Source organism: Kocuria sp. HSID16901 (genome assembly GCF_003989425.1).
In the GTDB taxonomy this organism is placed as follows: Bacteria; Actinomycetota; Actinomycetes; order Actinomycetales; family Micrococcaceae; genus Rothia; species Rothia massiliensis.
The window spans coordinates 15807-35509 of the sequence record NZ_RBLM01000006.1; the positions used below are offsets into that span (position 1 = coordinate 15807).

At 63.3% G+C, this 19703-nt stretch carries 19 protein-coding genes, 1 pseudogene and 1 riboswitch; of the genes and pseudogenes, 8 read left to right on the forward strand and 12 right to left on the reverse strand.

Going from position 1 to position 19703, the window contains the following annotated elements; genetic code table 11:
• Window positions 1–118: 118 nt before the first annotated feature.
• The 6 genes from D8M21_RS08630 to paaC all read right to left on the reverse strand — a co-directional run bounded on the left by D8M21_RS08630 (window position 119) and on the right by paaC (window position 6146).
• Window positions 119–769 carry a TetR/AcrR family transcriptional regulator gene (locus D8M21_RS08630; RefSeq protein ID WP_053089986.1) on the reverse strand — a complete coding sequence of 217 codons (651 nt, stop codon included), beginning with the start codon at window positions 767–769 and terminating at the stop codon, window positions 119–121.
• Between the two features lie 171 nt (window positions 770–940).
• Window positions 941–2428, reverse strand: coding sequence for an LLM class flavin-dependent oxidoreductase (locus tag D8M21_RS08635; RefSeq protein ID WP_126855811.1), 1488 nt, complete (start codon window positions 2426–2428; stop codon window positions 941–943).
• Window positions 2429–2547: 119 nt separating this feature from the next.
• Window positions 2548–2669, reverse strand: a riboswitch (SAM riboswitch).
• Window positions 2670–2764: 95 nt separating this feature from the next.
• Complete coding sequence (locus tag D8M21_RS08640; RefSeq protein ID WP_048681422.1) at window positions 2765–3535, reverse strand: enoyl-CoA hydratase/isomerase family protein; 771 nt, start codon at window positions 3533–3535, stop codon at window positions 2765–2767.
• Window positions 3536–3557: 22 nt separating this feature from the next.
• The gene (gene paaE / locus D8M21_RS08645; protein ID WP_048681427.1) at window positions 3558–4760 is read right to left on the reverse strand and encodes a 1,2-phenylacetyl-CoA epoxidase subunit PaaE; all 1203 of its coding nucleotides are present in this window, start codon (window positions 4758–4760) and stop codon (window positions 3558–3560) included.
• Window position 4761: 1 nt separating this feature from the next.
• Window positions 4762–5340, reverse strand: a complete 579-nt coding sequence (gene paaD / locus D8M21_RS08650) for a 1,2-phenylacetyl-CoA epoxidase subunit PaaD (RefSeq protein WP_082156786.1) — start codon at window positions 5338–5340, stop codon at window positions 4762–4764.
• Between the two features lie 5 nt (window positions 5341–5345).
• A complete protein-coding gene (gene paaC / locus D8M21_RS08655; RefSeq protein WP_353954385.1) occupies window positions 5346–6146 on the reverse strand; it encodes a 1,2-phenylacetyl-CoA epoxidase subunit PaaC in 801 nt (266 codons plus the stop codon).
• On the opposite strand from paaC, the pseudogene D8M21_RS11645 reads away from it, so the two are divergent.
• A pseudogene (locus tag D8M21_RS11645) lies at window positions 6127–6192 on the forward strand (hypothetical protein); the annotation flags it as partial. The gene paaC and the pseudogene D8M21_RS11645 sit on opposite strands and share 20 nt — an antisense overlap.
• On the opposite strand, the gene paaB reads toward D8M21_RS11645, so the two are convergent.
• Together paaB and paaA are read right to left on the reverse strand one after the other, a co-directional pair.
• Entirely contained in the window at window positions 6179–6487 is a 309-nt protein-coding gene (gene paaB, locus D8M21_RS08660) for a 1,2-phenylacetyl-CoA epoxidase subunit PaaB (RefSeq protein ID WP_048681432.1), read from the reverse strand. The pseudogene D8M21_RS11645 and the gene paaB sit on opposite strands and share 14 nt — an antisense overlap.
• Window positions 6484–7503 carry a 1,2-phenylacetyl-CoA epoxidase subunit PaaA gene (paaA, locus tag D8M21_RS08665; RefSeq protein WP_048681436.1) on the reverse strand — a complete coding sequence of 340 codons (1020 nt, stop codon included), beginning with the start codon at window positions 7501–7503 and terminating at the stop codon, window positions 6484–6486. Before paaA ends, paaB begins: the two co-directional genes overlap by 4 nt.
• Window positions 7504–7650: 147 nt before the next feature.
• Between paaA and paaI the strand changes: the two genes are divergently transcribed.
• The 3 genes from paaI (at window position 7651) to D8M21_RS08680 (ending at window position 10208) form a co-directional block, all read left to right on the forward strand.
• On the forward strand, window positions 7651–8061 hold the full coding sequence (paaI, locus tag D8M21_RS08670) for a hydroxyphenylacetyl-CoA thioesterase PaaI (protein WP_048681438.1): 411 nt from the start codon (window positions 7651–7653) through the stop codon (window positions 8059–8061).
• A gap of 5 nt (window positions 8062–8066) precedes the next feature.
• Window positions 8067–9407: a phenylacetate--CoA ligase family protein gene (locus D8M21_RS08675; protein WP_174229719.1), complete on the forward strand. Its 1341-nt coding sequence runs from the start codon at window positions 8067–8069 to the stop codon at window positions 9405–9407.
• Window positions 9408–9569: 162 nt separating this feature from the next.
• Window positions 9570–10208 carry a TetR/AcrR family transcriptional regulator gene (locus D8M21_RS08680; RefSeq protein WP_082156787.1) on the forward strand — a complete coding sequence of 213 codons (639 nt, stop codon included), beginning with the start codon at window positions 9570–9572 and terminating at the stop codon, window positions 10206–10208.
• Window positions 10209–10912: 704 nt separating this feature from the next.
• On the opposite strand, the gene paaZ is transcribed toward D8M21_RS08680, so the two are convergent.
• Complete coding sequence (gene paaZ, locus D8M21_RS08685) at window positions 10913–13036, reverse strand: phenylacetic acid degradation bifunctional protein PaaZ (protein WP_082156788.1); 2124 nt, start codon at window positions 13034–13036, stop codon at window positions 10913–10915.
• A gap of 97 nt (window positions 13037–13133) precedes the next feature.
• Between paaZ and D8M21_RS08690 the strand changes: the two genes are divergently transcribed.
• The 4 genes from D8M21_RS08690 (at window position 13134) to D8M21_RS08705 (ending at window position 16445) form a co-directional block, all read left to right on the forward strand.
• Complete coding sequence (locus tag D8M21_RS08690; RefSeq protein ID WP_048681445.1) at window positions 13134–13598, forward strand: hotdog fold thioesterase; 465 nt, start codon at window positions 13134–13136, stop codon at window positions 13596–13598.
• A 123-nt stretch (window positions 13599–13721) separates the two neighbouring features.
• Window positions 13722–14546: a dihydropteroate synthase gene (gene folP / locus D8M21_RS08695; RefSeq protein WP_238651231.1), complete on the forward strand. Its 825-nt coding sequence runs from the start codon at window positions 13722–13724 to the stop codon at window positions 14544–14546.
• Between the two features lie 6 nt (window positions 14547–14552).
• On the forward strand, window positions 14553–15305 hold the full coding sequence (locus D8M21_RS08700; protein WP_048681450.1) for a pyrimidine reductase family protein: 753 nt from the start codon (window positions 14553–14555) through the stop codon (window positions 15303–15305).
• A gap of 213 nt (window positions 15306–15518) precedes the next feature.
• Window positions 15519–16445, forward strand: a complete 927-nt coding sequence (locus D8M21_RS08705; protein WP_238651234.1) for a hypothetical protein — start codon at window positions 15519–15521, stop codon at window positions 16443–16445.
• An 8-nt stretch (window positions 16446–16453) separates the two neighbouring features.
• On the opposite strand, the gene D8M21_RS08710 is transcribed toward D8M21_RS08705, so the two are convergent.
• From D8M21_RS08710 to D8M21_RS08720, 3 genes are read right to left on the reverse strand one after another with little or no spacing between them, the layout of a single operon-like run.
• Window positions 16454–17326 (reverse strand): 3-hydroxyacyl-CoA dehydrogenase family protein, encoded by an 873-nt coding sequence (locus D8M21_RS08710; protein ID WP_048681455.1) that lies wholly within the window; start codon window positions 17324–17326, stop codon window positions 16454–16456.
• On the reverse strand, window positions 17323–18096 hold the full coding sequence (locus D8M21_RS08715) for an enoyl-CoA hydratase/isomerase family protein (RefSeq protein WP_048681457.1): 774 nt from the start codon (window positions 18094–18096) through the stop codon (window positions 17323–17325). Before D8M21_RS08715 ends, D8M21_RS08710 begins: the two co-directional genes overlap by 4 nt.
• 2 nt (window positions 18097–18098) lie before the next feature.
• A complete protein-coding gene (locus D8M21_RS08720) occupies window positions 18099–19313 on the reverse strand; it encodes a thiolase family protein (RefSeq protein ID WP_193389225.1) in 1215 nt (404 codons plus the stop codon).
• Window positions 19314–19703 lie beyond the last annotated feature (390 nt).

Consider the following 19703-nt stretch of genomic DNA (forward strand, 5'->3'; position numbering starts at 1 on the left):
TGAGCCGCAGAGTGCGCCGAGCTCGGCGTAGCACTCTCAGACGACGCAGGTTTTGAGCTCGCACCCCCGACGTCGTTCGAACCATGCCCGACGGCATGGCGCGGTGAATATGAAGTACTCAACGAGGCTCCTTGACGATAGTGGAAAACAAAGTAACGGTGCTCTTGATCGACGCGGAATACTCTTCGGGCGTGGACCGCGCCCCAAATTCGAGGTACCGAAGGACGGCCGTGGCCATCAAGACGACCGCGCGAATGCGCTCCTCTTGCTCCGGGTCCGGCTCCGACTCCGCAGGTTCGCGAGGGACAAATTCACCCGTGGACCGATACGTAGGCCAGTCGAGGCCCATCAGGTAGTCCGTGAGCTTCTGCTCGCAACGCAACATGTGAATTTTCAGGCGTTGCCGAAGCTCCTCGTGATCCTTCACCAGCTCCTTGGCGACTTCCACGATGTCGTCCCCGAAGGAGCCGTACACGACCTTGGCGAGCAATTGGGAGGCCTGTGCGAGAAGACCTTCCGAGCTATCCGCCTCAACCGACGCGAGAATTTCTTCTGTCATCTCCGGAGGACGCAGCCCAATGACGGCGTCTTCCTTCGTTGCGAAGTAGTTGAAGAACGTGCGCGGGGAAACCCCCGCTTCTTCCGCGATGACCTCCGCGGTCGTTTGCTTGAGCCCGCGTTCGGTCGCAAGACGTCGTGCGGCCGAGTGGATGGCATTCCACGTCCGCTCGCGACGTCGTTCCCTGAGAGATGGTTCGGTTGAAGGCACCCATGCAGTTTATGCAGTACTGCAAAATATGCACAACTGCACCGAGTGTGGAATTCCTCTCATTTACTTTGCGGCCCTATGTATTGACATCAACCCCAGACGACGACAACGGCCGACGTTCCTCCTCATCAGGAGAGGAACGCCGGCCGCGTGGTACCGAATCTTCGACTCCTAGGAGCCCGTTACTGCTTTCTCCGCCGGACGCAACGACTGCCCGTCGGCGGGGGCTTCAGCTTGTCCGCTGAGGTCGCGGGCGGCGGTATCGGCGGTTGATGGCATGCCCTCATACGCGCCTCGGTAGGTTGCCGCTGGGTGATCGCCCGAAATGCTCGTGCGACCCGCGCCATACAAGTTCTCGCGGAATGTCGAACCCTCGTATTCCGTCCTGTAGCGGCCGCGCTTCTGCAACTCGGGTACCACGAATTCCACGAAGTCCTCAAAGGATCCCGGCGTCACGTGGTACGCGAGGTTGATGCCGTCGAGCCCTCCCTCGTCGATCCACCGCTCCAACTCGTCGGCAACCTTTTCCGGGCCACCAACGATCACGTCACCCATGCCACCAATCGCGCAATGCTTGGCGATCTCCTCACGGGTCCATTCCTTGTCCTTGGACTGCAACGTAAACGGGGTCAAGAAGGACTGGATCGAGTCTGTCTTGACGTAGTTAAGTACCTCGTCTTCGCCGAATTCGGAGAGATCCACTCCGGACCAACCGCCGATGATCGCCTGCGAGCTTTCCGTGGAAACGTACTGAAGGTAATCCTCGTACTTGGCCTGGGCCTTCTCGTCGGTTTCATCCACGATCACGGAGAGCATTGCAAAGATTTTGACGTCGTCCCTATTGCGTCCGGCCGCCTCGGCCTCGTCCCTGATCTTGTCTGTCATGTACCGCGTCAGGTCTGGGCGCAAGCCACCCACGAACACGGCCTCGGCGTGCCGCCCGGCGAAAGCTTGGCCACGTGAGGAAGCCCCAGCCTGGAAGATGACGGGCGTGCGCTGCGGGGACGGCGCCGTAAGGGATGCTCCCGGCACGGAAAAATACTCACCGCGGTGCTGGATGGGGTGGACCTTCGCGGGATCGGCATACACGCCGGCCTCACGGTCGGCCACGACGGCGTCGTCCTCCCACGATCCTTCCCACAGCTTGTAGCAGACGTCGAGGAACTCCTCGGCGATCTCGTAGCGAGTATCGTGCTCGATCTGCCGCGGAAGCCCCTGGTTTTCCGCCGCAGACGGCAGATACGAGGTCACGACGTTGAAACCGACGCGCCCCTTGGTCAGATGATCCAGCGTGGCGTATTTTCGGGCCAGCGTGTACGGCTGCTCATAGGTGACCGCGCTCGTGATGCCGAAGCCCAGATGCTCGGTGACCGCCGCCATCGCGGAGATTTGCGTGAATGGATCGTTGACCGGGACCTGTGCGCCGCCACGGATCGAGGGAGCCGCAGAATTGCGGTAGATGTCGTAGATGCCCACGACGTCGGCGAGGAAGACGCCGTCGAAAAGGCCCTTTTCCAGGGTCTTGGCCAGGTCGGTCCAATACTCTAGCGTGTTGTATTCGGTGGCCCGCGAGCGCGGGTGACGCCAGAGGTCGAAGCTCTGGTGACCCACGCAGGTCATATCGAAGGCGTTGATCGCGATTCGCTTTTTGTCCGACATCGGAGTCCTTTCGGTGCCTGGATGCTCTCCTGGTCTCCGCATGCCCGAAGCGTTGCGGCCGAATCCCGATGGTGTGGATAACCGGCACAATCTTTCACGCGGTGGCGCCGAATGACTGCGCGCCGTACTTGCTGTGCCGCCTGCGGTGAGGCCGGCGGAGCCCGATCATCATCTGGGGCACCCCGCTACGGGAGAGGGTTGCCGCCCAACTAGCCAGAGCTTCTCGTTGGGTCTCTTGATCTCTGTGGTCCAGCCTATGGAAGTGCTAGTCCTCGAACCACACCGTGCAGGAGTATTACCGATTTTTCGCCGTGTTACATGTCAGGACGGCGTGCGCTACTTCCCCCGAAACGTGGGGGTCCGTTTCTGCTGGAAGGCGGCGAACCCTTCCGCATAGTCTTCCGTCGAGCACAACCTCGCTTGCTCCCCTGATTCCGCCTCCATGGACTCCCATAGGCCAACCCGACGGTCGCGCAGCTGTGCCACGAGCCCCTTCGACGCGAGATAGGCATGTGTCGCCCCCTGCGCCACCCGGTTCACGCGGGTCATGGTGAATTCGAGGAGCTCGTCCGCGGGGACGGCGCGAGAGAAAAGCCCCGCTGCGACGGCCTCCGCACCGCTCATCATGTCGCCCGTATAGATGAGGTCCAAGGCCCGGTGCGCGCCCAGCCGCTCGTAGAACAAGGCGTGTCCACCTGAGTCGAGGGTCGCCCCAAGGTTCGCGAATGGTGAGCCGATCTTGGCGTCCTCCGCCACGTAAACGACGTCGGTCGAGATCGCCAACCCCAAACCCACTCCCAGGCAGGCGCCGTGAACGGCCGCGAAGGTCGGTGCCGGAAAACCCGCCATCTGGCGGAAGAGGGATTCGGCACGCTGTCCGAGGTAGGCCTCGACGTCGTCGTGCGCGGGGTCCACCTCCGAGATGTCACGGCCCGCGCAAAAGGCCCGGCCTTCTCCTCGCACGACAAGGGCGCGAACCTCGGCCCGTTCGGCTTCCAGGTAGACCCGGGACAGTTCTTCGAGGTCGTCCATGTTGAGCGCGTTGAGTTTGCGGGGTGCGTTGAGAACGATGGTGGCGACGTCGTCGGCGATGGTCAGCTCGATCACTGGGGATCCTTCCGATGGGTGGTTATGCGTCGTAGTCGACCTCGAGGCCGTCGGCCGTGGGTCTGGTTTGGCAGGTCAGCACATATCCGGCCTCGACCTCGTCCGGCTCCAAAGCGAAGTTTTCCTCCATCGTGAAATTCCCGCGCACCACCTTGGCCCGGCATGTGCCGCAGACGCCGCCGGCGCACGCGAAAGGAACATCGGGGCGAACACGCAAGGCGGCGTTCAGCACGGTCTCTTGGGCGTCCACGGGTGTGTCCACAGTTCCCGAATTACCGTCCAGCGTGAAGGTGATCTGGAAATTTTGTCCCTTCGGGTCGGCTCGAACCTCACGGCCTTGTTGTCCGGAGGGCTTCTCCGGCTTGCCGGTGGTGAACAGTTCAAAACGGACCGATTCCTCCGAGACGCTCCGTTGCCCCAGCGCGTCACGACACAGCTGGACCAGGTCAAACGGTCCGCAGAGGAACCACTCGTCCACGGTCTCGACCTGAATCACACGATCTAGCAGTTCCTCCAATTTCTCTGGATCGATTCGGCCCGACAGCAAGGGAGAAATGCGCTGTTCGCGAGACAACACGTGATGCACCGCGAAGCGGGACGGGTATTTGTCCTTCAGGTCGCCCAATTCCTCGGCGAACATCACGTCCATGGCCGAACGATTCGCGTAGATGAGGTCAAAGGTGGTGTGATCCGAGGCCGCCAGCAATGAACGCGCGATCGCCATAATCGGCGTGATGCCGGAACCGGCGGCCACGGCGACGACGTGAGCCCGTGGCGATTTGCGCACCTCTTCCTGTGCCAACTCCTGAGGGTGATTCATCGAGGTGAGCTTCGTGGATATTGAGGTGAAGGCACCCTGCGGGTTCATGACCTCCACCTCGTCGCCGACCGCTAGCTCGTCATTGGCCCACGTAGAAAAGGTGCCGCCCATATCTTTCTTGATCGCGACGCGAAGTTCGCCCGGCTTGGGTTCCGCGCAGATCGAGTAGGACCGACGCACCTCTCGCCCGTCGATATCGGCGCGCAATGCCACGTACTGCCCGGGGAGGTAGTCGTAGTCATCGACGAGTTCCTCGGGCACCCCAAACGTCACCTCGACGGATTCTTGGGTCAGCTTTCGCAGACCCGTCACGGGGAGGCTGTTGAAGGTGGCCCGACGTCGGGGGGCCGGGGAGGCGGCGTCTTTCGTGGGGGCCGGGGTCTGTTCCGAGGGGGAAATGCTCATGTTAGTGAACCTTGAAGTAGTCGAAGGGCTCGAGGCATTCGGAGCACACCCAAAGGGCCTTGCACGACGTCGAGCCGAAGCGGGTCATCTCGCGGGTCTTGAGGGAGCCGCAGTGGGGGCATTTGACGGAGAGGCTCAATCGGACCGGGCCGCTGTGGTGTCCCGGTGCGGAATCTCCGCTGGGCGGAGCGATGCCGTATTCCGTGAGCTTGTCGCGACCGTCGGGACTCATCCAGTCGGTGGTCCAGGCGGGGCGCAAGACCTTCTCAATACGGATCTGCTCATACCCCGCGTGGGAGAGTACGGCCACGATGTCCTCGGCCATCGCGTCCATGGCCGGACACCCCGAATAGGTTGGCGTGATGACGACGATGGCTCCGCGCCCGTCCACGTAGGCATCCCTCAAGACCCCTAAGTCGGCGAGAGTCAGGACGGGGATCTCGGGGTCGCAGACGGTCGCGGCCAAGTCCCACAGCGCGGCATCGGCGGGATCCGCTGGTCGCTTCGAGGGCCCAAGCGGTAGCGGGCGGTCAAGATGGGCCGCCTGCTGATCCGGTGCGGTGTTAAAGGTCGTGGGCATTCAGCTCACCACGTCGCGCCGGGGTGTTGCCGGGCCAGCGATTGCATCTCGGCCAGAATGTACCCCCGGAATTCGGAGTAGGCCCCGTCGCGCAGCTCGGTCGATAGCCGCGCTTGGGCGACGTCGGGCACGGGCATGTGGGCCTCTGTCAGAAGGGATTCGATGGAGCGCAGGGTCGGTTCCTTCAGGGTCGAGGGTCGGACCGCGACGCCGTCGAGCTCGTCGATCAGGGCATCATCCGTGAACAATTCCTCAACGTACGGCCACATGGACATCAGTCCCGCGCCGAGACGCCGCTTGGACTCTTCGGTTCCCAAGCCCAAACGAAGAACCCACTGACAGGCGTGGTCCACGTGATACTCGACCTCTTTGACCGCTTTATCCGCGATGGCGGCCAGGGTCGAGTCGGCCGAACCCTGCAAAGCGGTGTAGAGGTGGTACTGGTACATCGAGAAAATGAGCTGGCGGGCCATGGTCTGACCGAAGTCCCCGTTCTCCTGCTCGACGAGGCGGCACGAGCGGAATTCCTCCTCAGTGCGGAAGTAGGCCAGGTCGTCTTCGCTTTTTCCCCAGGCCGAGCCGGCGTAGGTGAGCAGGAAGCGCGCGTGCCCGATCAAGTCCAAGGCGATATTCGACATCGCGATGTCTTCCTCCAGCTCCGGGGCACGCGTGATCCACCAACCCAGCCGCTGGGAGAGGATCAGGGCGTCGTCGCCCAAACGGAGGGCATAGCGTGCGACGGCGTCGGAGGCCCGGGCGCCTGAGGCCGCAATCTCCTCGGCGCTGATGGATTCACCGGCGCTGATTTTGGTGGCGGATTCGTGCGAGGCGAAGGTGCTCACAGGTGCTTCACCCCTTCAGACCTGGTGTAATACGTGGCATGGCGGTAGGCCTTTCCCTGCGCGGACTCGAAATATCCACCCTTTGAGTCCGGGTCCGCCGCCGTGATGGCCTCCGCTTCGACGACCCATACGCTGGTTCCCTCGTTGCGCCGGGTGTAGAGATCCCGCGCATTGCGAATGGCCATGGTCGCATCGGGTGCATGCAAGGAACCCGCGTGGACGTGGGACAGTCCGCGGGAAGAACGGACAAAGACCTCCCACAAGGGCCAGGCGTGGCCGGCCTGCTGTTCGGAATTCTCGGTCATGCGGAAGCTCCCATCAGTGGTGACGCCGGACGTGCTGCGGCATGGTCCTGGCGGTCGTCGGAGGATTGTGCGGCTACCTGGGCTTGACGTTCGGCGTAGACCGCCGCGGCTTCGCGCACCCAGGCACCATTTTCGTGAGCCTCACGACGCCGCTTCATGCGCTGAACGCTGCACGGGCCACGGCCCTTGATCACGGACATGAACTCATCCCAGTCGAGGTCGCCGTAGTCGTAGTGACCACGCTCTTCGTTCCACACGAGATCGGGGTCCGGGAGGCTCAAGCCCAGGGCTTCGGCCTGCGGAACGATCATGTCGACGAAGCGCTGTCGCAATTCGTCGTTGGAAAATCGCTTGATATTCCAGGCCATGGACTGCTGAGAGTTCGGGGAATCTTCGTCTGGCGGCCCGAACATCTGCAGGGCCGGACCGTAGAAACGGTTGACGGCGTCCTGCGCCATCTTGTGTTGAGCCTCAGTTCCGTGGGAGAGCTCGTACAAGATTTCCCAGCCCTGGCGCTGATGGAAGGATTCCTCTTTGCAGATGCGCACCATCGCGCGGCCGTAAGGGCCGTACGAGGCGCGGCACAGCGGAACCTGATTACAGATCGCGGCACCGTCCACGAGCCACCCGATGGCTCCCATATCCGCCCAAGTCCGAGCCGGATAATTGAAAATCGAGGAATATTTGGCGCGACCGCTGAGCAATTGCTCGTTCAGTTCAACGCGGGGCGTCCCCAGGGTCTCGGCCGCCGAGTAGAGGTACAGGCCGTGTCCGGCTTCGTCCTGCACCTTGGCCATGAGGATCGACTTCCGCTTGAGGCTCGGGGCCCGAGTGATCCAATTGGCCTCCGGCTGCATGCCGATGATCTCGGAGTGGGCGTGCTGGGAGACCTGACGTGTGAGGGTCTTGCGGTAGGCCTCGGGCATCCAGTCGCGAGGCTCGATGCGCGAGTCCTCCTCGATCAGGGCGTCGAAGTGCTCCTGGCCGAGGGCGACGGCGTCGTCTGTGGTGGTCATGACGTCCCTCCAAAAGGAATAATTACCGAACGTTCGTTCAGAATATCGGGAGGATGGGTGACCGTCAACACAGGGGCGCTCTTGACAGGCCGACGTCATTAACGATTCCCTACTGACCATTCGGTCATATATTGTGAGGAGCACAACATGCCACACCATCCGGTGCTGACCAACGATCGCACCGCCCAATGGCTAGGGATCCGGGTTCACCGAGCCGACGCCGGGCACGCGGTCATCAGCATGACGTTGCGAGAGGAGATGCTGAACGGTTTTGGCATTGCCCACGGTGGCATGGTGTTTTCCCTGGCCGACACCTGTTTTGCCATGGCTTGCAATGATCCCGACGGCGACGGAAGCACAATCACCGTTGCCCAAGGGGTCGACATCAACTTCATCAGTTCAGGGTCTCTCGGCCAGGAACTGACCGCCGAAGCACGAGAGGTTGCCCGCACGGGAAGGAGCGGGGTCTACGACATCACCGTCACCGCCGACGACGGTGCCGTACTGGCCCTATTCCGCGGACGCAGCCGAACCATCCCCCATCGTCAGAAAGCGTGAATCCCATGACCACCTGTTCCATCGCCAACCCGTACTCCCCCGTGGCTTCGGAGGATCCCTCACGGCCGGACCCCGAAGAGCTGATGAGCCGCGACGAGATCGAGGCCCTTCAGTTCGCCCGCCTGCGGTGGACCATCCACAACGCTTACGAAAACGTCCCGGCCTACCGGGAGCTCTACGACGAGCACGGTGTGCACCCCCGCGATTTTCAGGCCCTGGAAGACCTCCAGAAATTTCCGTACACCGACAAGGAATTCCTCCGGAAGGCCTACCCCTTCCAATCCTTCGCCGTACCGATGAGCGATATTCGTCGCATCCACGCGTCGTCGGGGACCACGGGGCTACCCACGGTCGTGGGGTACACCGAACAGGACCTCAACACGTGGGGGCGCTTGGTCGCGCGGTGCCTTCGGTTCTCCGGTGTACAACCCGGCGAGAAAATTCATAACGCTTACGGTTATGGCCTGTTTACCGGCGGACTCGGTGCGCACTACGGCGGCGAGAAGCTTGGTTGTGCCATGATTCCCATGTCCGGCGGGCAAACCGAGAAGCAGGTTCAGCTGATTCGCGACTTTGAACCCGACGCGATTCTGGCCACCCCCACGTACCTCTTGGCGATTGCGGACGGGTTTCACGCGGCCGGGATGGACCCCCGGGAGACGTCGCTCAAACACGCCGTTCTCGGTGCCGAACCGTGGACGGAGGAAATGCGTCGCGAAATCGAGCGGACCTTCAACATCACGGCCTGCGACATTTACGGACTCTCGGAGGTTATGGGCCCCGGCGTCGCCGGAGAGTCTGCCGAGTCACGGGACGGCTCACATATTTGGGAGGACCACTTCCGCCCGGAGATTATCGACCCGTTCGACGACCGCGTCTGCGATTTGGGCGAACCCGGCGAGCTGGTGTTCACCTCGCTGACCAAGGAAGCCCTGCCGATCATCCGCTACCGGACGCACGACCTCACCCGCCTCTTGCCGGGCACCACGCGACCGGGTCACCGACGCATGGGTCGCATCACCGGACGTTCTGACGACATGATCATTCTTCGCGGCGTCAATCTCTTCCCCTCGCAGATTGAAGAGCTCGCCTTGCAGCTACCCTCCTTGGCACCGCACTTCACCCTGGAAATCTCGCGCCCCCACCGGATGGACCAGATGACCATCCACATCGAGCGGCGTGAGGAGGCGAGCCGGGAGGAGGCGGTCGCTGATGGAACCGCCCTGCTCAAGGAGATCAAGACCAAGATCGGCTCGACCGCCATCATCGATATCGCGGAACCCGGAACCCTCGCACGGTCCTCAGGGAAAATCCGTCGCGTGTACGATCACCGGACCAAGAAATAGCACTGTGACTCTCACGACGATGCCCCGGCCCGGACTGCATGTCGGGTCGGGGCATCGTCGTGAATTCGGTCGCGGCGTCGGCATGTGTGATCGGCGCAATCTCGTGCCATTCGTGGCCTCGGGTAACCTCAAAAGGACCCTTTAGACGAAAGCCGAGCATTCATGACCACCTCACCCGCACGCGCCGATACGGACCGCCCCACGGATTCCTCCACCGGCGGCGCCCGCCGTGGACGCCCGGGATATGACCGGGACAAGCTCATCGCGGTGTGCGTCCAGGTCTTCAATAAGCACGGCTACGACACCACGTCGATGGGCACACTCTCGAGCCACCTGGGAATCTCCAAATCGGCGATCTACCACCACGTGAATTCGAAGGAAGAGATCCTCGAAGAGGCCTTGCTGCGCGCGTTGGACTCACTGGAAAGCGCCATCGACGACGTCCTGGCCGCCGACGCCCCAGCCATCGAAACCCTCGAGGGCGTGATCCGCAGGACGGTGCGCGTGCTCGTGGACCAGATGCCATACGTAACCCTCTTGCTACGCTTGCGCGGCAATTCCGAGGTCGAGCTCGCGGCCCTCGAACGACGTCGTCGCATCACCCGCGCGGTGGAAGGCCTGGTCCGCGCGGCGCAGGATGAAGGCAGCTTGCGCACGGATATTTCCGGAAAGTCGGCGCCGCGACTGATGCTCGGGATGATCAACTCGATCGTGGACTGGTACCACCCCGAGGGGCAGGGAACCGTCGAACAGGTGGCGGATACGGCCGTCAAAATGGTTCTGGACGGTTTGCGGGTCTGAGAACGGCCGGGGCTTCGCGGCGGGCCGTGGGGGCGCCCGGCGTCGTGCGGCGAGGAGCGGGGTGCGCGGCGCCGTGCGGGGTGCCGGCGGGGCTGCGGGGCGTCGGCGTCGCGCGGCGAGCAGGTGATGGCGGGGCGTGTGGGCCGGCGTCGTGCTCGGCGGAGGCGTGCGCAGTTGCGTGGCGATAACCCACTTGAGAGGCGTTAACCACGGACTGACGACGCCGCCCGATTCACACGGCGTCCCCCGTTGCGAGGCCTTACCCACTTGTGGGGCGGTTACCCAGTTGTGAGTCGGCTGCCGCCCTCCAACGACGGCGCCCAGGCCATCCGACGCACCCCCTAGAGTGGCGGTTTCCCGGTTGTGGGGCGCCTACCCAAGTTAGGTGGTGAACTAGCTGCCACCTAACTGCGGTAGTCCCCACCAGATGGGGGAACCGCCACTCAACACCATCGATCGCACGGCCAAAACCGGGCGGAATCGGCCGGAAAACGCCACCGAACCCGGCAACCTACACCGGATCGAGTAACCACCACCCAACACCCCCGCCCCAACAACCACCCACGGGACCAACGCCAGCCAAGCAGCCGCCCACGGGACCAACGCCAACCATGCCGAGGACGATACCCACAAGGAACGACGGCGCAGGGTCCACACCGGACTCCACCCCGTCCACCCCACCGGACGCCCCCCCCGCCGTCGCCTTACTCCTTGGCGACCAGCGTCAAGACGTCGTACGTCGCCACGACGTCGTCATTCTGGTTGGTCAGGCGGGCGTCCCATGCGACCTCGCCGTAGTCATCGGTCACGCGCGGGGTGATGCGCTTCGCCGTCAAGGTCACGCGGAAGGCGTCGTCGTACGTGACCGGCGTAATGAACCGCAAGTTCTCCAGGCCGTAGTTCGCCAGAACGGGCCCCGGCGCGGGTTCGACGAACAGTCCCGCAGCCCACGAAACCAGCAGGTACCCGTGGGCGACGCGGCGCGGAAAGAACGGGTTCGCACTTGCCGCTTCTTCGTTGGTGTGCGCGTAAAACGTGTCGCCGGTCGACTCCGCGAACTCGGTGATGTCGTCCAATGAAACCGTCCTCAGGTCGGAACGGAACTGGTCGCCGATCTTCAACTCGGCCAGCGACTTCCGGAACGGGTGCACCCCCTTGCCAGACTCGACATCCTCCCGAGTCACGGTCTGCGCCGTCGCGCCCCAATGCCAGACGCCGGTCACCCCGGTCAGCAGGTCGGGCGACCCTTGAATTGCGGTGCGCTGCATGTAGTGCTTGATGCCGCGGACGCCACCCAGTTCCTCGCCACCGCCAGCGCGACCCGGGCCACCGTGCACCAAATGCGGCATCGGCGAGCCATGGCCGGTCGAGGTTTTGGCGTCGTCGCGGTCCAAGAACAGCACGCGCCCGTGGTGAGCGCCAATTCCGGCCGCAAAGCGAGCGGCGACGTCAGGCTCGTGGGTGCACACCGTCGCCACCAGAGAGCCGCCTCCCAGGGCCGCGATCTCGACGGCGTCTTCCACCTCACCCGAGTAGCCCATCACCGATGTGACCGGGCCGAAGGCTTCCACCTCGTGAATGGCCGTGGTCCGCGGGTCGTCGAATTCGAGAACAGTCACGGGGAAAAACGAACCTTCGTCTGGCACGGTGTCCAAAGCATCCGGACCGCCAACGCGCACCTGCCCACCGGCTTGAATCAGCCGACGCACCGAAGCGAGCACCTCATCGCGCTGTTCCGGGGACGCGAGCGCGCCCACCGTGGTGGTCTTCTCCCGGGGCGGGCCGACGACGCCGCGCTCGGCAATCCGTTCCGCGAGCGCTCGAATCACCGGGGCGCGCATCGTGTCTGGCACGATCACCCGACGAATCGCCGTGCACTTTTGTCCCGCCTTGGCCGTGATCTCGAGAACCACGGATTTAATAAAGGCCTCGAACTCCGCGGACTCCTCGGTCACGTCTGGGCCCATGATCGCGGCATTGAGGGAGTCCGTCTCGGCGGTAAAACGAACTCCGCCTTCCAGAACATTGCGATGCTGCCGCAGGGCGTTGGCGGTGGCCGCCGACCCCGTGAAGGCCACGTGATCCCGCATGTCCAAGTGATCCAGCAGGTCACGGGCGGAACCGCTGATCAGCTGCAACGAACCTTCCGGCAACAGGCCGGATTCCTGCATGAGCCGTACGCATTTTTCGGTGACGTAAGCGGTCGGCGTCGCGGGCTTGACCACGCTTGGAACCCCGGCGATGAAAGCGGGGGCAAACTTCTCGAGCATCCCCCACACGGGAAAGTTAAAGGCGTTGATCTGCACAGCGACGCCGGGCAGCCGGGTGTAAATGTGCTCGCCCAGAAAGCTCCCATCCCCGGAGAGTTGCTCGACGGCGCCGTCGAGCACGACGTTGGAATTCGGCAGTTCGCGGCGAGCCTTGGACGAGATGGTGAAGAGGGTTCCGATGCCGCCGTCGGTGTCGATCAGGTGGTCTCGAGCGGTCGCGCCCGTTCGGAACGAAACCTCATATAGCTCCTGTTTGTGCTCGTTGAGGTACATCGCGAGGTGCTTGATGATGAGCGCTCGGTCGTGAATCGTCAGCGCATCGAGGCTCCGGTGGCCAACCTCCCGGCCGTACCGGATGACGTCCTGCGTCGGCAGGCCCTCGGTGCTCACGCGAGCCACGGCTTCCCCGGTTCCCGCATCCACCACGCCGACGGCGCTCTCGGGGGCATCCGGTGACCACCATTGGCCCCTCACATAACTCGGCAAAATCGGGGCGGCGTCGAGCGTCTGGGGTTCATACTGGATTGAGGTGGTCACGAGCGGGTCCCTCCTGGACATATCTAGCCGAACGTTCGGTCAGTATTTGTGTCAGGATAGCCCACAAGAATGTGGCGCGCCACACGAAGAGCGCACCCAATGTCATGAGGAGAGATGCATGCAGAACGATTCCGAGAAGTCGCAGCAGGAAGGCCGCGCCCCCGCCGAGGGTTGGATCGGGCGGATCGACCCAGGCGAACTCGATCACCGCATGCACATGACCTACCTCGAACAGACGGTCGAGCGAGTGGTGGCCGAGATGCCCGTGGAAGGCAATCGCCAGGGCCACGGAATCCTTCACGGCGGCGCGTCGATTGCGCTGGCCGAATCCGCCGGTTCGTGGGCCGCCGTGCTTCACGCGGCGCAATTCGGCAAAATCGCGGTGGGCACCGAGGTCAACGCGACGCACCACTCGTCCGCCACGGAGGGAACCGTCCGCGCCGTCGCCACTCCCATCAAGCTCGGACGCACCATGACCAGCCACGAAGTGGTGATCACGCACCTCGAAACCAACCGTCGGCTCTGCACGGTAAGAATCAGCAATTACTTGAAAGATGCCCCCGAAGGCTTCTTCGACCAATAGACGCCGGTGCTACTTTTGGGGTCAGACCCCGTGGCGGGGACCGACGACGCAGGAAAGGCGCATGGCATGGAGCGAAAGGGCTCGGGCCCTCGTGGAACCGACCTGACTCATCGAGTGTCGATCATGGCCGTCGTGAACCGCACGCCGGATTCTTTCCACGACCGTGGGAGCACCTTCGCGCTGGACAGCGCCGTCTCGAGCGCGGTGAACGCCATCGATCTCGGAGCCGATTGGGTCGACATCGGCGGCGTTCCCTTCGGTCGCGGCCCTGCGGTCTCGACCGCGGATGAGATCGAACGGGTGATTCCCGTGGTCAAGGCGGTACTAGCGGAACGCCCGGAAGCGATCATTTCGGTGGACACGTACCGCGCCGAGGTTGCACGTGAAGCTATGGCGGCGGGCGCTGGAGTCATCAACGACACCAGCGGTTTGCACGATGCCGCGATGGCGCAAGTCATCGCCGAGGGCGGCGCCCACGTGGTGTTGTGCCACAGCGCCGGCCGCCCGCGCGTGGAGAAACCCGCCGCCCAATATGACGACGTCGTCGCGGACGTCCGCGATTCCTTAACAGCCCAGATTCGACGGGCCACAGAAGCGGGAATTCCCGCCGAAAAGCTGATCGTTGATCCCGGGCATGACTTGGACAAGAACACCGTGCATTCCCTTGAGATCACCCGCCGACTGGAAGAGCTGACGTCCCTGGGACCTCCGCTGCTGGTCGCCGTCTCCAATAAAGACTTCGTGGGCGAAGCCATCGACCGCCCAGCCGGACAACGGCTAGTCGGCTCGCTCGCGGCGATGACGGCCTGCATCCTTGCGGGAGCGCGGATCGTTCGCATGCACGACGTCGCCGAAACCCTCGACGCCGTCCGCATGACCGAAGCAATTTTGGGCCTGCGCGAGCCCGCGCGTCTCGAGCACAACACTCACCCCACCCACAATGTCTGAGGCCTCATGAGCACACCGATCCACCGCATCGCGACGAATACCCCGGCCCTGGACGATGAGGCCCTACTGGACACCTACGCGTTTCCCGACGACCGCCCGTGGGTCCGCATGAATTTCATAGCGTCCCTCGATGGCGCCGCAACCTTGGATGGAGCGTCCGGCGGTCTTGGGGACGATGCGGACCAGCGGGTTCTCAATCTGTTGCGCCGCCCGGCCGACGCGGTGCTCGTGGCGGCGGGGACCGTACGCCACGAGGGGTACGGTGCCATGCGACTCGACGATCAGGCCGTGACCTGGCGCCGCAAGCGGGGGCTGGCCGACCACCCAGTCTTTGCCGTGGTTTCCCGTACCTTGAACCTCGATCCGCGCTCGCCCATCTTTGCCGAGGCGCCGGTTCGGCCCGTAATCCTGACGGTCACGGAGGCGCCCGAGGAGCGGCGACGGGAACTCGACGAGGTTGCTGATGTCGTTTCCGCCGGAAGAGACGACGTCGAGCCACTTCAGGTCCGGAGGCTCCTTCACGAGCGGGGATTACGCACCGTCCACGGCGAGGGCGGGCCATCGCTCTTTGGGGCCTTCGTGGCCGCCGACGCCGTCGACGAACTCTGCTTGACCCTCTCCCCGACGTTGACGGCCGGAAAAGCGAGCCGCATCGGTCATGCCGAACGCGCCGTCGCCACACGGATGCGACTCTCTTCGGCGCTCCAGGCGGGCGACGAGTTGCTCCTGCGGTACACGCGAACACCAGAGACCTCGTAGGCAGAACTTCGGCACCTCAAGGCCTCAGCCAAGACGGAGAAAAACGCCTTCACGAGGTTGAAATTCGCAAGAGTATACTCGCTGGTAAGTCTGGTCGCGAATGGCTATCGTGGTTCCGACACATTCGTCAGAACCACGCCTCGCACACCGTCGGAGAACCACAGTATGCCCAGTTTCGGCAGGACCCTGCCCACCTACCTTTGCCTGGGAGCCTTGGCTTTATCTAGCCTCCTGCTCGGTGGATGCGCCTCCGATTCCCCAGATGCTCAAGGGTCCGCTAGCGCATCCGGTCAGAGCTCGTCGGGGCAGAGCTCATCTCCCTCAGATGGAGAGTCCCATAAACCATCGGAGTTGATCGGTGGAGGAAGAACGGTATTTCCCGATCGCCGCATGGTGGCCCTCTACGGTGCACCGAATGATCCACACCTCGGAGCGCTCGGTGAACAGGGCCCGGAAGAATCGGTCCAGAGGGTCAAGGAGCTGGCGAAGCAATACGACCCCTACAGCAAGGAGCCCGTCATTCCGGCGTTTGAGGTCATCGCCACGGTGGCCGACTCCGTCCCCGGAGCAGATGGGGACTACTCCAACGAATTGTCTCCCGAAAGCCTCAAGCCGTTGCTCGACGCTGCAAAGAAGAACGGTGTGTACGTGATCCTGGATTTCCAGCCGGGCGCCCAGGACTTCACGAGCCAAGTCAAGGAATATGAGGACATCCTCAAAGATCCGAACGTGGGAGTGGGGTACGACGCCGAATGGCGGTTGGCCCCGGGTCAACGCCCGTTGGAGCAGATCGGCTCAGTCACCGCCGCCGAACTCAACGAGTCCATGGACTACGTCGCAGACCTCACCCGCCGTGAAGATCTGCCGCAGAAGGCCGTGGTCATCCACCAATTCGCGGGATCGATGATTCAAAATCGCGAAACTCTCAATACCTCACACCCCGAACTGGCGTTGACCCTGCACGCCGACGGCCACGGTTCACAAGAGCTGAAGAAACAGACGTGGGATGCCCTCCAACAGGGCCTTCCGCAGGGCATCTTCATGTCGTGGAAGAACTTCTACGACGAAGATTCTCCCATGGCGACGCCGGAGCAGACCTACCAGATGACGCCGAAGCCGTGGGTCGTGACGTACCAGTAGACCCCGGTTTACTCGTAGGAATAAAACCCCTTCCCCGCCTTTTTCCCCAATTCTCCACGCTCGACCATGTCGCGCATGAGCTGCGGTGGGGCGAAACGGGGCCCGAGTTGGGATTCCAGGTACTCAGCGATGCCCAGGCGGACGTCGAGGCCGACGATATCCGTGAGGGCGAGTGGACCCACGGGATGCTTGTAGCCCAGCGTCATGGCGAGATCGATATCTTCAGGGGAGGCCACGCCTTCTTCGACCATGCGGATCGCTTCGAGGGACAGCGCAACTCCCAATCTAGACGAAGCAAATCCGGGAGCATCGTGCACCGTGACCGGTGTCTTGCCCAGTCCGGCGACCCATTCTTGGGCCTTTTCGCGAAGCTCCTCCGAGGTCCGCCGGCCCAGCACGACCTCCACCAACTTCGATGCCGGCACGGGGTTAAAGAAGTGCAAGCCGCAAAACCGTTCGGGCCTCTTCAGCTCTCCCGCCAAGCCATCCACGGACATCGATGACGTATTCGTCGCCAACCACGCGTCGTCGTGCAGCTGGGACTCGGCGCGCCGGAGCGACTCCACTTTGAGGTCCCACATCTCCGGGACGGCCTCAACCACCAAGCCGCACTCACTGAATGCCGAGGCGTCCGTGGTGACGTTCAGGCGGTCAAGCCATTCACCAGCCGTGCCCTCAATTTTGCCGCGTTCTACCGAGGCCGAAACGTCCTTCTCAATGCGCCCTCGGGCGGCCGAGACGGCGTCGTCGTTGACCTCGACGACCACCACCCGCGCCCCCGCAATGAGAAATGCGTGCGCAATGCCGGACCCCATGCGCCCGCCTCCCAGCACTCCGATGGTCTGCGGGAGGGCCTGCTCTGTATCGTCAGGATGCTTCATGAGCGTCGCTCCTTTCGGCGGTCCAAGAAGGACTGCATTCGGTCGAATTTTGCTTCTGATTCGAAGAGCACGGCTTGAGCCAACTCATCCACGTATGGGTGGGCCTCACGCGGGGCATGAAAAACCCCCTTGGCAATGCGAATCGCGAGGGGATCCTGACGCGCAATGCGATCCGCGAGCGCATGGGCGGCGTCGAGCAACGCCTCTGGCTCGTGGATTTCGGTGATCAGTCGCGCCGCGAGGGCCTCCTCGGCGCCGAGGGTTCGGCCGGCCAGGAGCATTTCCTTGGCCAATGGTTCGCCCGCAAGTTCTCGGAGCCGCCACATCGCGCCGGCCGCGGCCACGATTCCGAGTCCCGTTTCCGGCTGGCCGATGACGACGTGGGGCGTTCCGATCCGGAAGTCCGCCGCCCACGCCAACTCCGCCCCGCCGCCCAAGGCGTATCCGTCGACGGCCGCAATCACCGGCATCGGAAGGTGCGCCAGTCGATCAAAAAGTCGGGAATTGATCCCTCGGAGCGCGTCGTCACGACGTCGTTCTCGAAGCTGCCGGATGTCCGCCCCGGAAGCGAATACTCCCTTTCCCTTGACTTCGGTTCCGGAGAGGATCAGGATTTTCGGCTCGGACTCCAGGTGGTCGCACACGCGGTGGAGTTCTTCGACCATGGTCGCGTCGATCGCGTTGCGAACCTCCGGACGGTCGAGACGGATATGCAGTCGGTCTGGACCTTCTTGGGCCGTGATGGCGGTGAAGTCACCCGTCAATGTCATGGTTATACCCTTTCGATCAGAAGCGCGGCGCCTTGCCCGACGCCGATACACATCGTCGCCAACCCGCACCGTGCATCTTCGCGTTCCATACGGTTGAGCAAGGTGATGGTGATGCGTGATCCCGAAGAACCGAGTGGGTGCCCCAGGGCGATCGCGCCGCCGTCTCGGTTGACGATCTCCGGATCGAGCCCCAAGCGGCGGATGGAAGCCAAGGACTGTGTCGCAAAAGCTTCATTGAGCTCGACGGCGCCGAGGTCGCCGATGGACCACCCGGCACGCTCTAGAACCTTCCGGCTCGCGGGGACCGGGCCAATGCCCATGATTTCCGGGGCGACGCCGGCCGAGGCACCAGCGACCACTCGCGCCCGGGCTTCGAGGCCGTACTTCTTGACGGCTCGCTCGCTGGCCACGAGGATCGCCGACGCGCCGTCGTTCAGAGAGGAGGAATTTCCCGCGGTCACCACGGATCCGCCTCGGACCACCGGCCGCAGTTGGGCCAAGCCGTCGACCGTGGTGCCGGGCCTGGGGCCCTCGTCCACCGCAACCACGGTCACCTCGCCCTTGCGACCAGTCACCTCCACCGGCAGGATTTCCGCATCAAAGTGTCCGGCCTCGATCGCCGCGGCCGCCTTCGCCTGGGATGACGCAGCAAATTCATCCGCTTCGTCACGGGTAATTCCGTCCACCCGGGCGACTTCTTCGGCAGTTTCGGGCATCGAGTAGGTGGCCTTGCCCTCGCGGGACAACGGGCCCTTCTCAAATCGAGGGTTCACGAACCGCCATCCAATCGAGGTATCGAACACCTCCCCGGGCTTCGCAAAAGGCCGGGACGGCTTCTCCATGACCCACGGCGCGCGGGACATCGACTCGACCCCGCCGGCGACCACCAGGTCGGCCGCACCCGACGCAACCATCTGGGAGGCCACCGTGATGGCCGACATCCCGGATGCACACAGGCGGTTCACCGTCATCCCGGGAACGCTGTCCGGAAAACCCGCGAGCAACCACGCCATGCGGGCGACGTTTCGGTTCTCCTCACCCGCGCCATTCGCATTGCCGAGAATCACCTCGTCGACGTCGGCCGGATCGATCCCCGCGCTTTCGACGACATTCTTGACGCACAGCGCGGCCAGGTCGTCCGGGCGCACGGAGGAGAGCGATCCCCCGTAGCGGCCGACGGGCGTGCGGACACCTCCGACGAGAAAAGCTGGGGGCATGGTGGTCATCTGAACTCCTTGTCGAGTCGTCGAACGTGCCTCGGATCGGCGCGTCGAACTGCCCTGTCGGCAAGGCCTCCCCGGTCCAGGAGACCCATCTCACGGATTTATTTACCGACCATTCGTTCACTAATATTTCATCCAGTGTGACCCAGGTCAATTCTCAAGCCGTGATTCTGGCCTCCGACGTCGCAAAATCCCGCGATGGCAACTGGTCGACCGACCGCCGCCGTCGCTCCCATGACGCACTTTGACAGCCGCCGGGTCATCCGCCGCAACACCTCCGTGCAAAGTGGCACGCGATGCGGCTCGCGCGATGTACTGGACGCGACAACCATCCAGAGCGACCGAGAGACCTGGCTCGACGACGTCGCAGCAACCTCCCCGTTG

Coding starts and splice junctions, on each gene's coding strand:
- D8M21_RS08690 (WP_048681445.1), top strand. CDS start 13,134: ATGCAGAACGATTCCGAGAAGTCGCAGCAGGAAGGCCGCGCCCCCGCC.
- paaZ (WP_082156788.1), bottom strand. CDS start 13,036: ATGTCCAGGAGGGACCCGCTCGTGACCACCTCAATCCAGTATGAACCC.
- paaB (WP_048681432.1), bottom strand. CDS start 6,487: ATGACCGAGAATTCCGAACAGCAGGCCGGCCACGCCTGGCCCTTGTGG.
- D8M21_RS08635 (WP_126855811.1), bottom strand. CDS start 2,428: ATGTCGGACAAAAAGCGAATCGCGATCAACGCCTTCGATATGACCTGC.
- paaA (WP_048681436.1), bottom strand. CDS start 7,503: ATGACCACCACAGACGACGCCGTCGCCCTCGGCCAGGAGCACTTCGAC.
- D8M21_RS08700 (WP_048681450.1), top strand. CDS start 14,553: ATGAGCACACCGATCCACCGCATCGCGACGAATACCCCGGCCCTGGAC.
- folP (WP_238651231.1), top strand. CDS start 13,722: ATGGCCGTCGTGAACCGCACGCCGGATTCTTTCCACGACCGTGGGAGC.
- paaI (WP_048681438.1), top strand. CDS start 7,651: ATGCCACACCATCCGGTGCTGACCAACGATCGCACCGCCCAATGGCTA.
- paaE (WP_048681427.1), bottom strand. CDS start 4,760: ATGAGCATTTCCCCCTCGGAACAGACCCCGGCCCCCACGAAAGACGCC.
- paaD (WP_082156786.1), bottom strand. CDS start 5,340: ATGCCCACGACCTTTAACACCGCACCGGATCAGCAGGCGGCCCATCTT.
- D8M21_RS08680 (WP_082156787.1), top strand. CDS start 9,570: ATGACCACCTCACCCGCACGCGCCGATACGGACCGCCCCACGGATTCC.
- D8M21_RS08720 (WP_193389225.1), bottom strand. CDS start 19,313: ATGCCCCCAGCTTTTCTCGTCGGAGGTGTCCGCACGCCCGTCGGCCGC.
- D8M21_RS08710 (WP_048681455.1), bottom strand. CDS start 17,326: ATGAAGCATCCTGACGATACAGAGCAGGCCCTCCCGCAGACCATCGGA.
- D8M21_RS08675 (WP_174229719.1), top strand. CDS start 8,067: ATGACCACCTGTTCCATCGCCAACCCGTACTCCCCCGTGGCTTCGGAG.
- D8M21_RS08715 (WP_048681457.1), bottom strand. CDS start 18,096: ATGACATTGACGGGTGACTTCACCGCCATCACGGCCCAAGAAGGTCCA.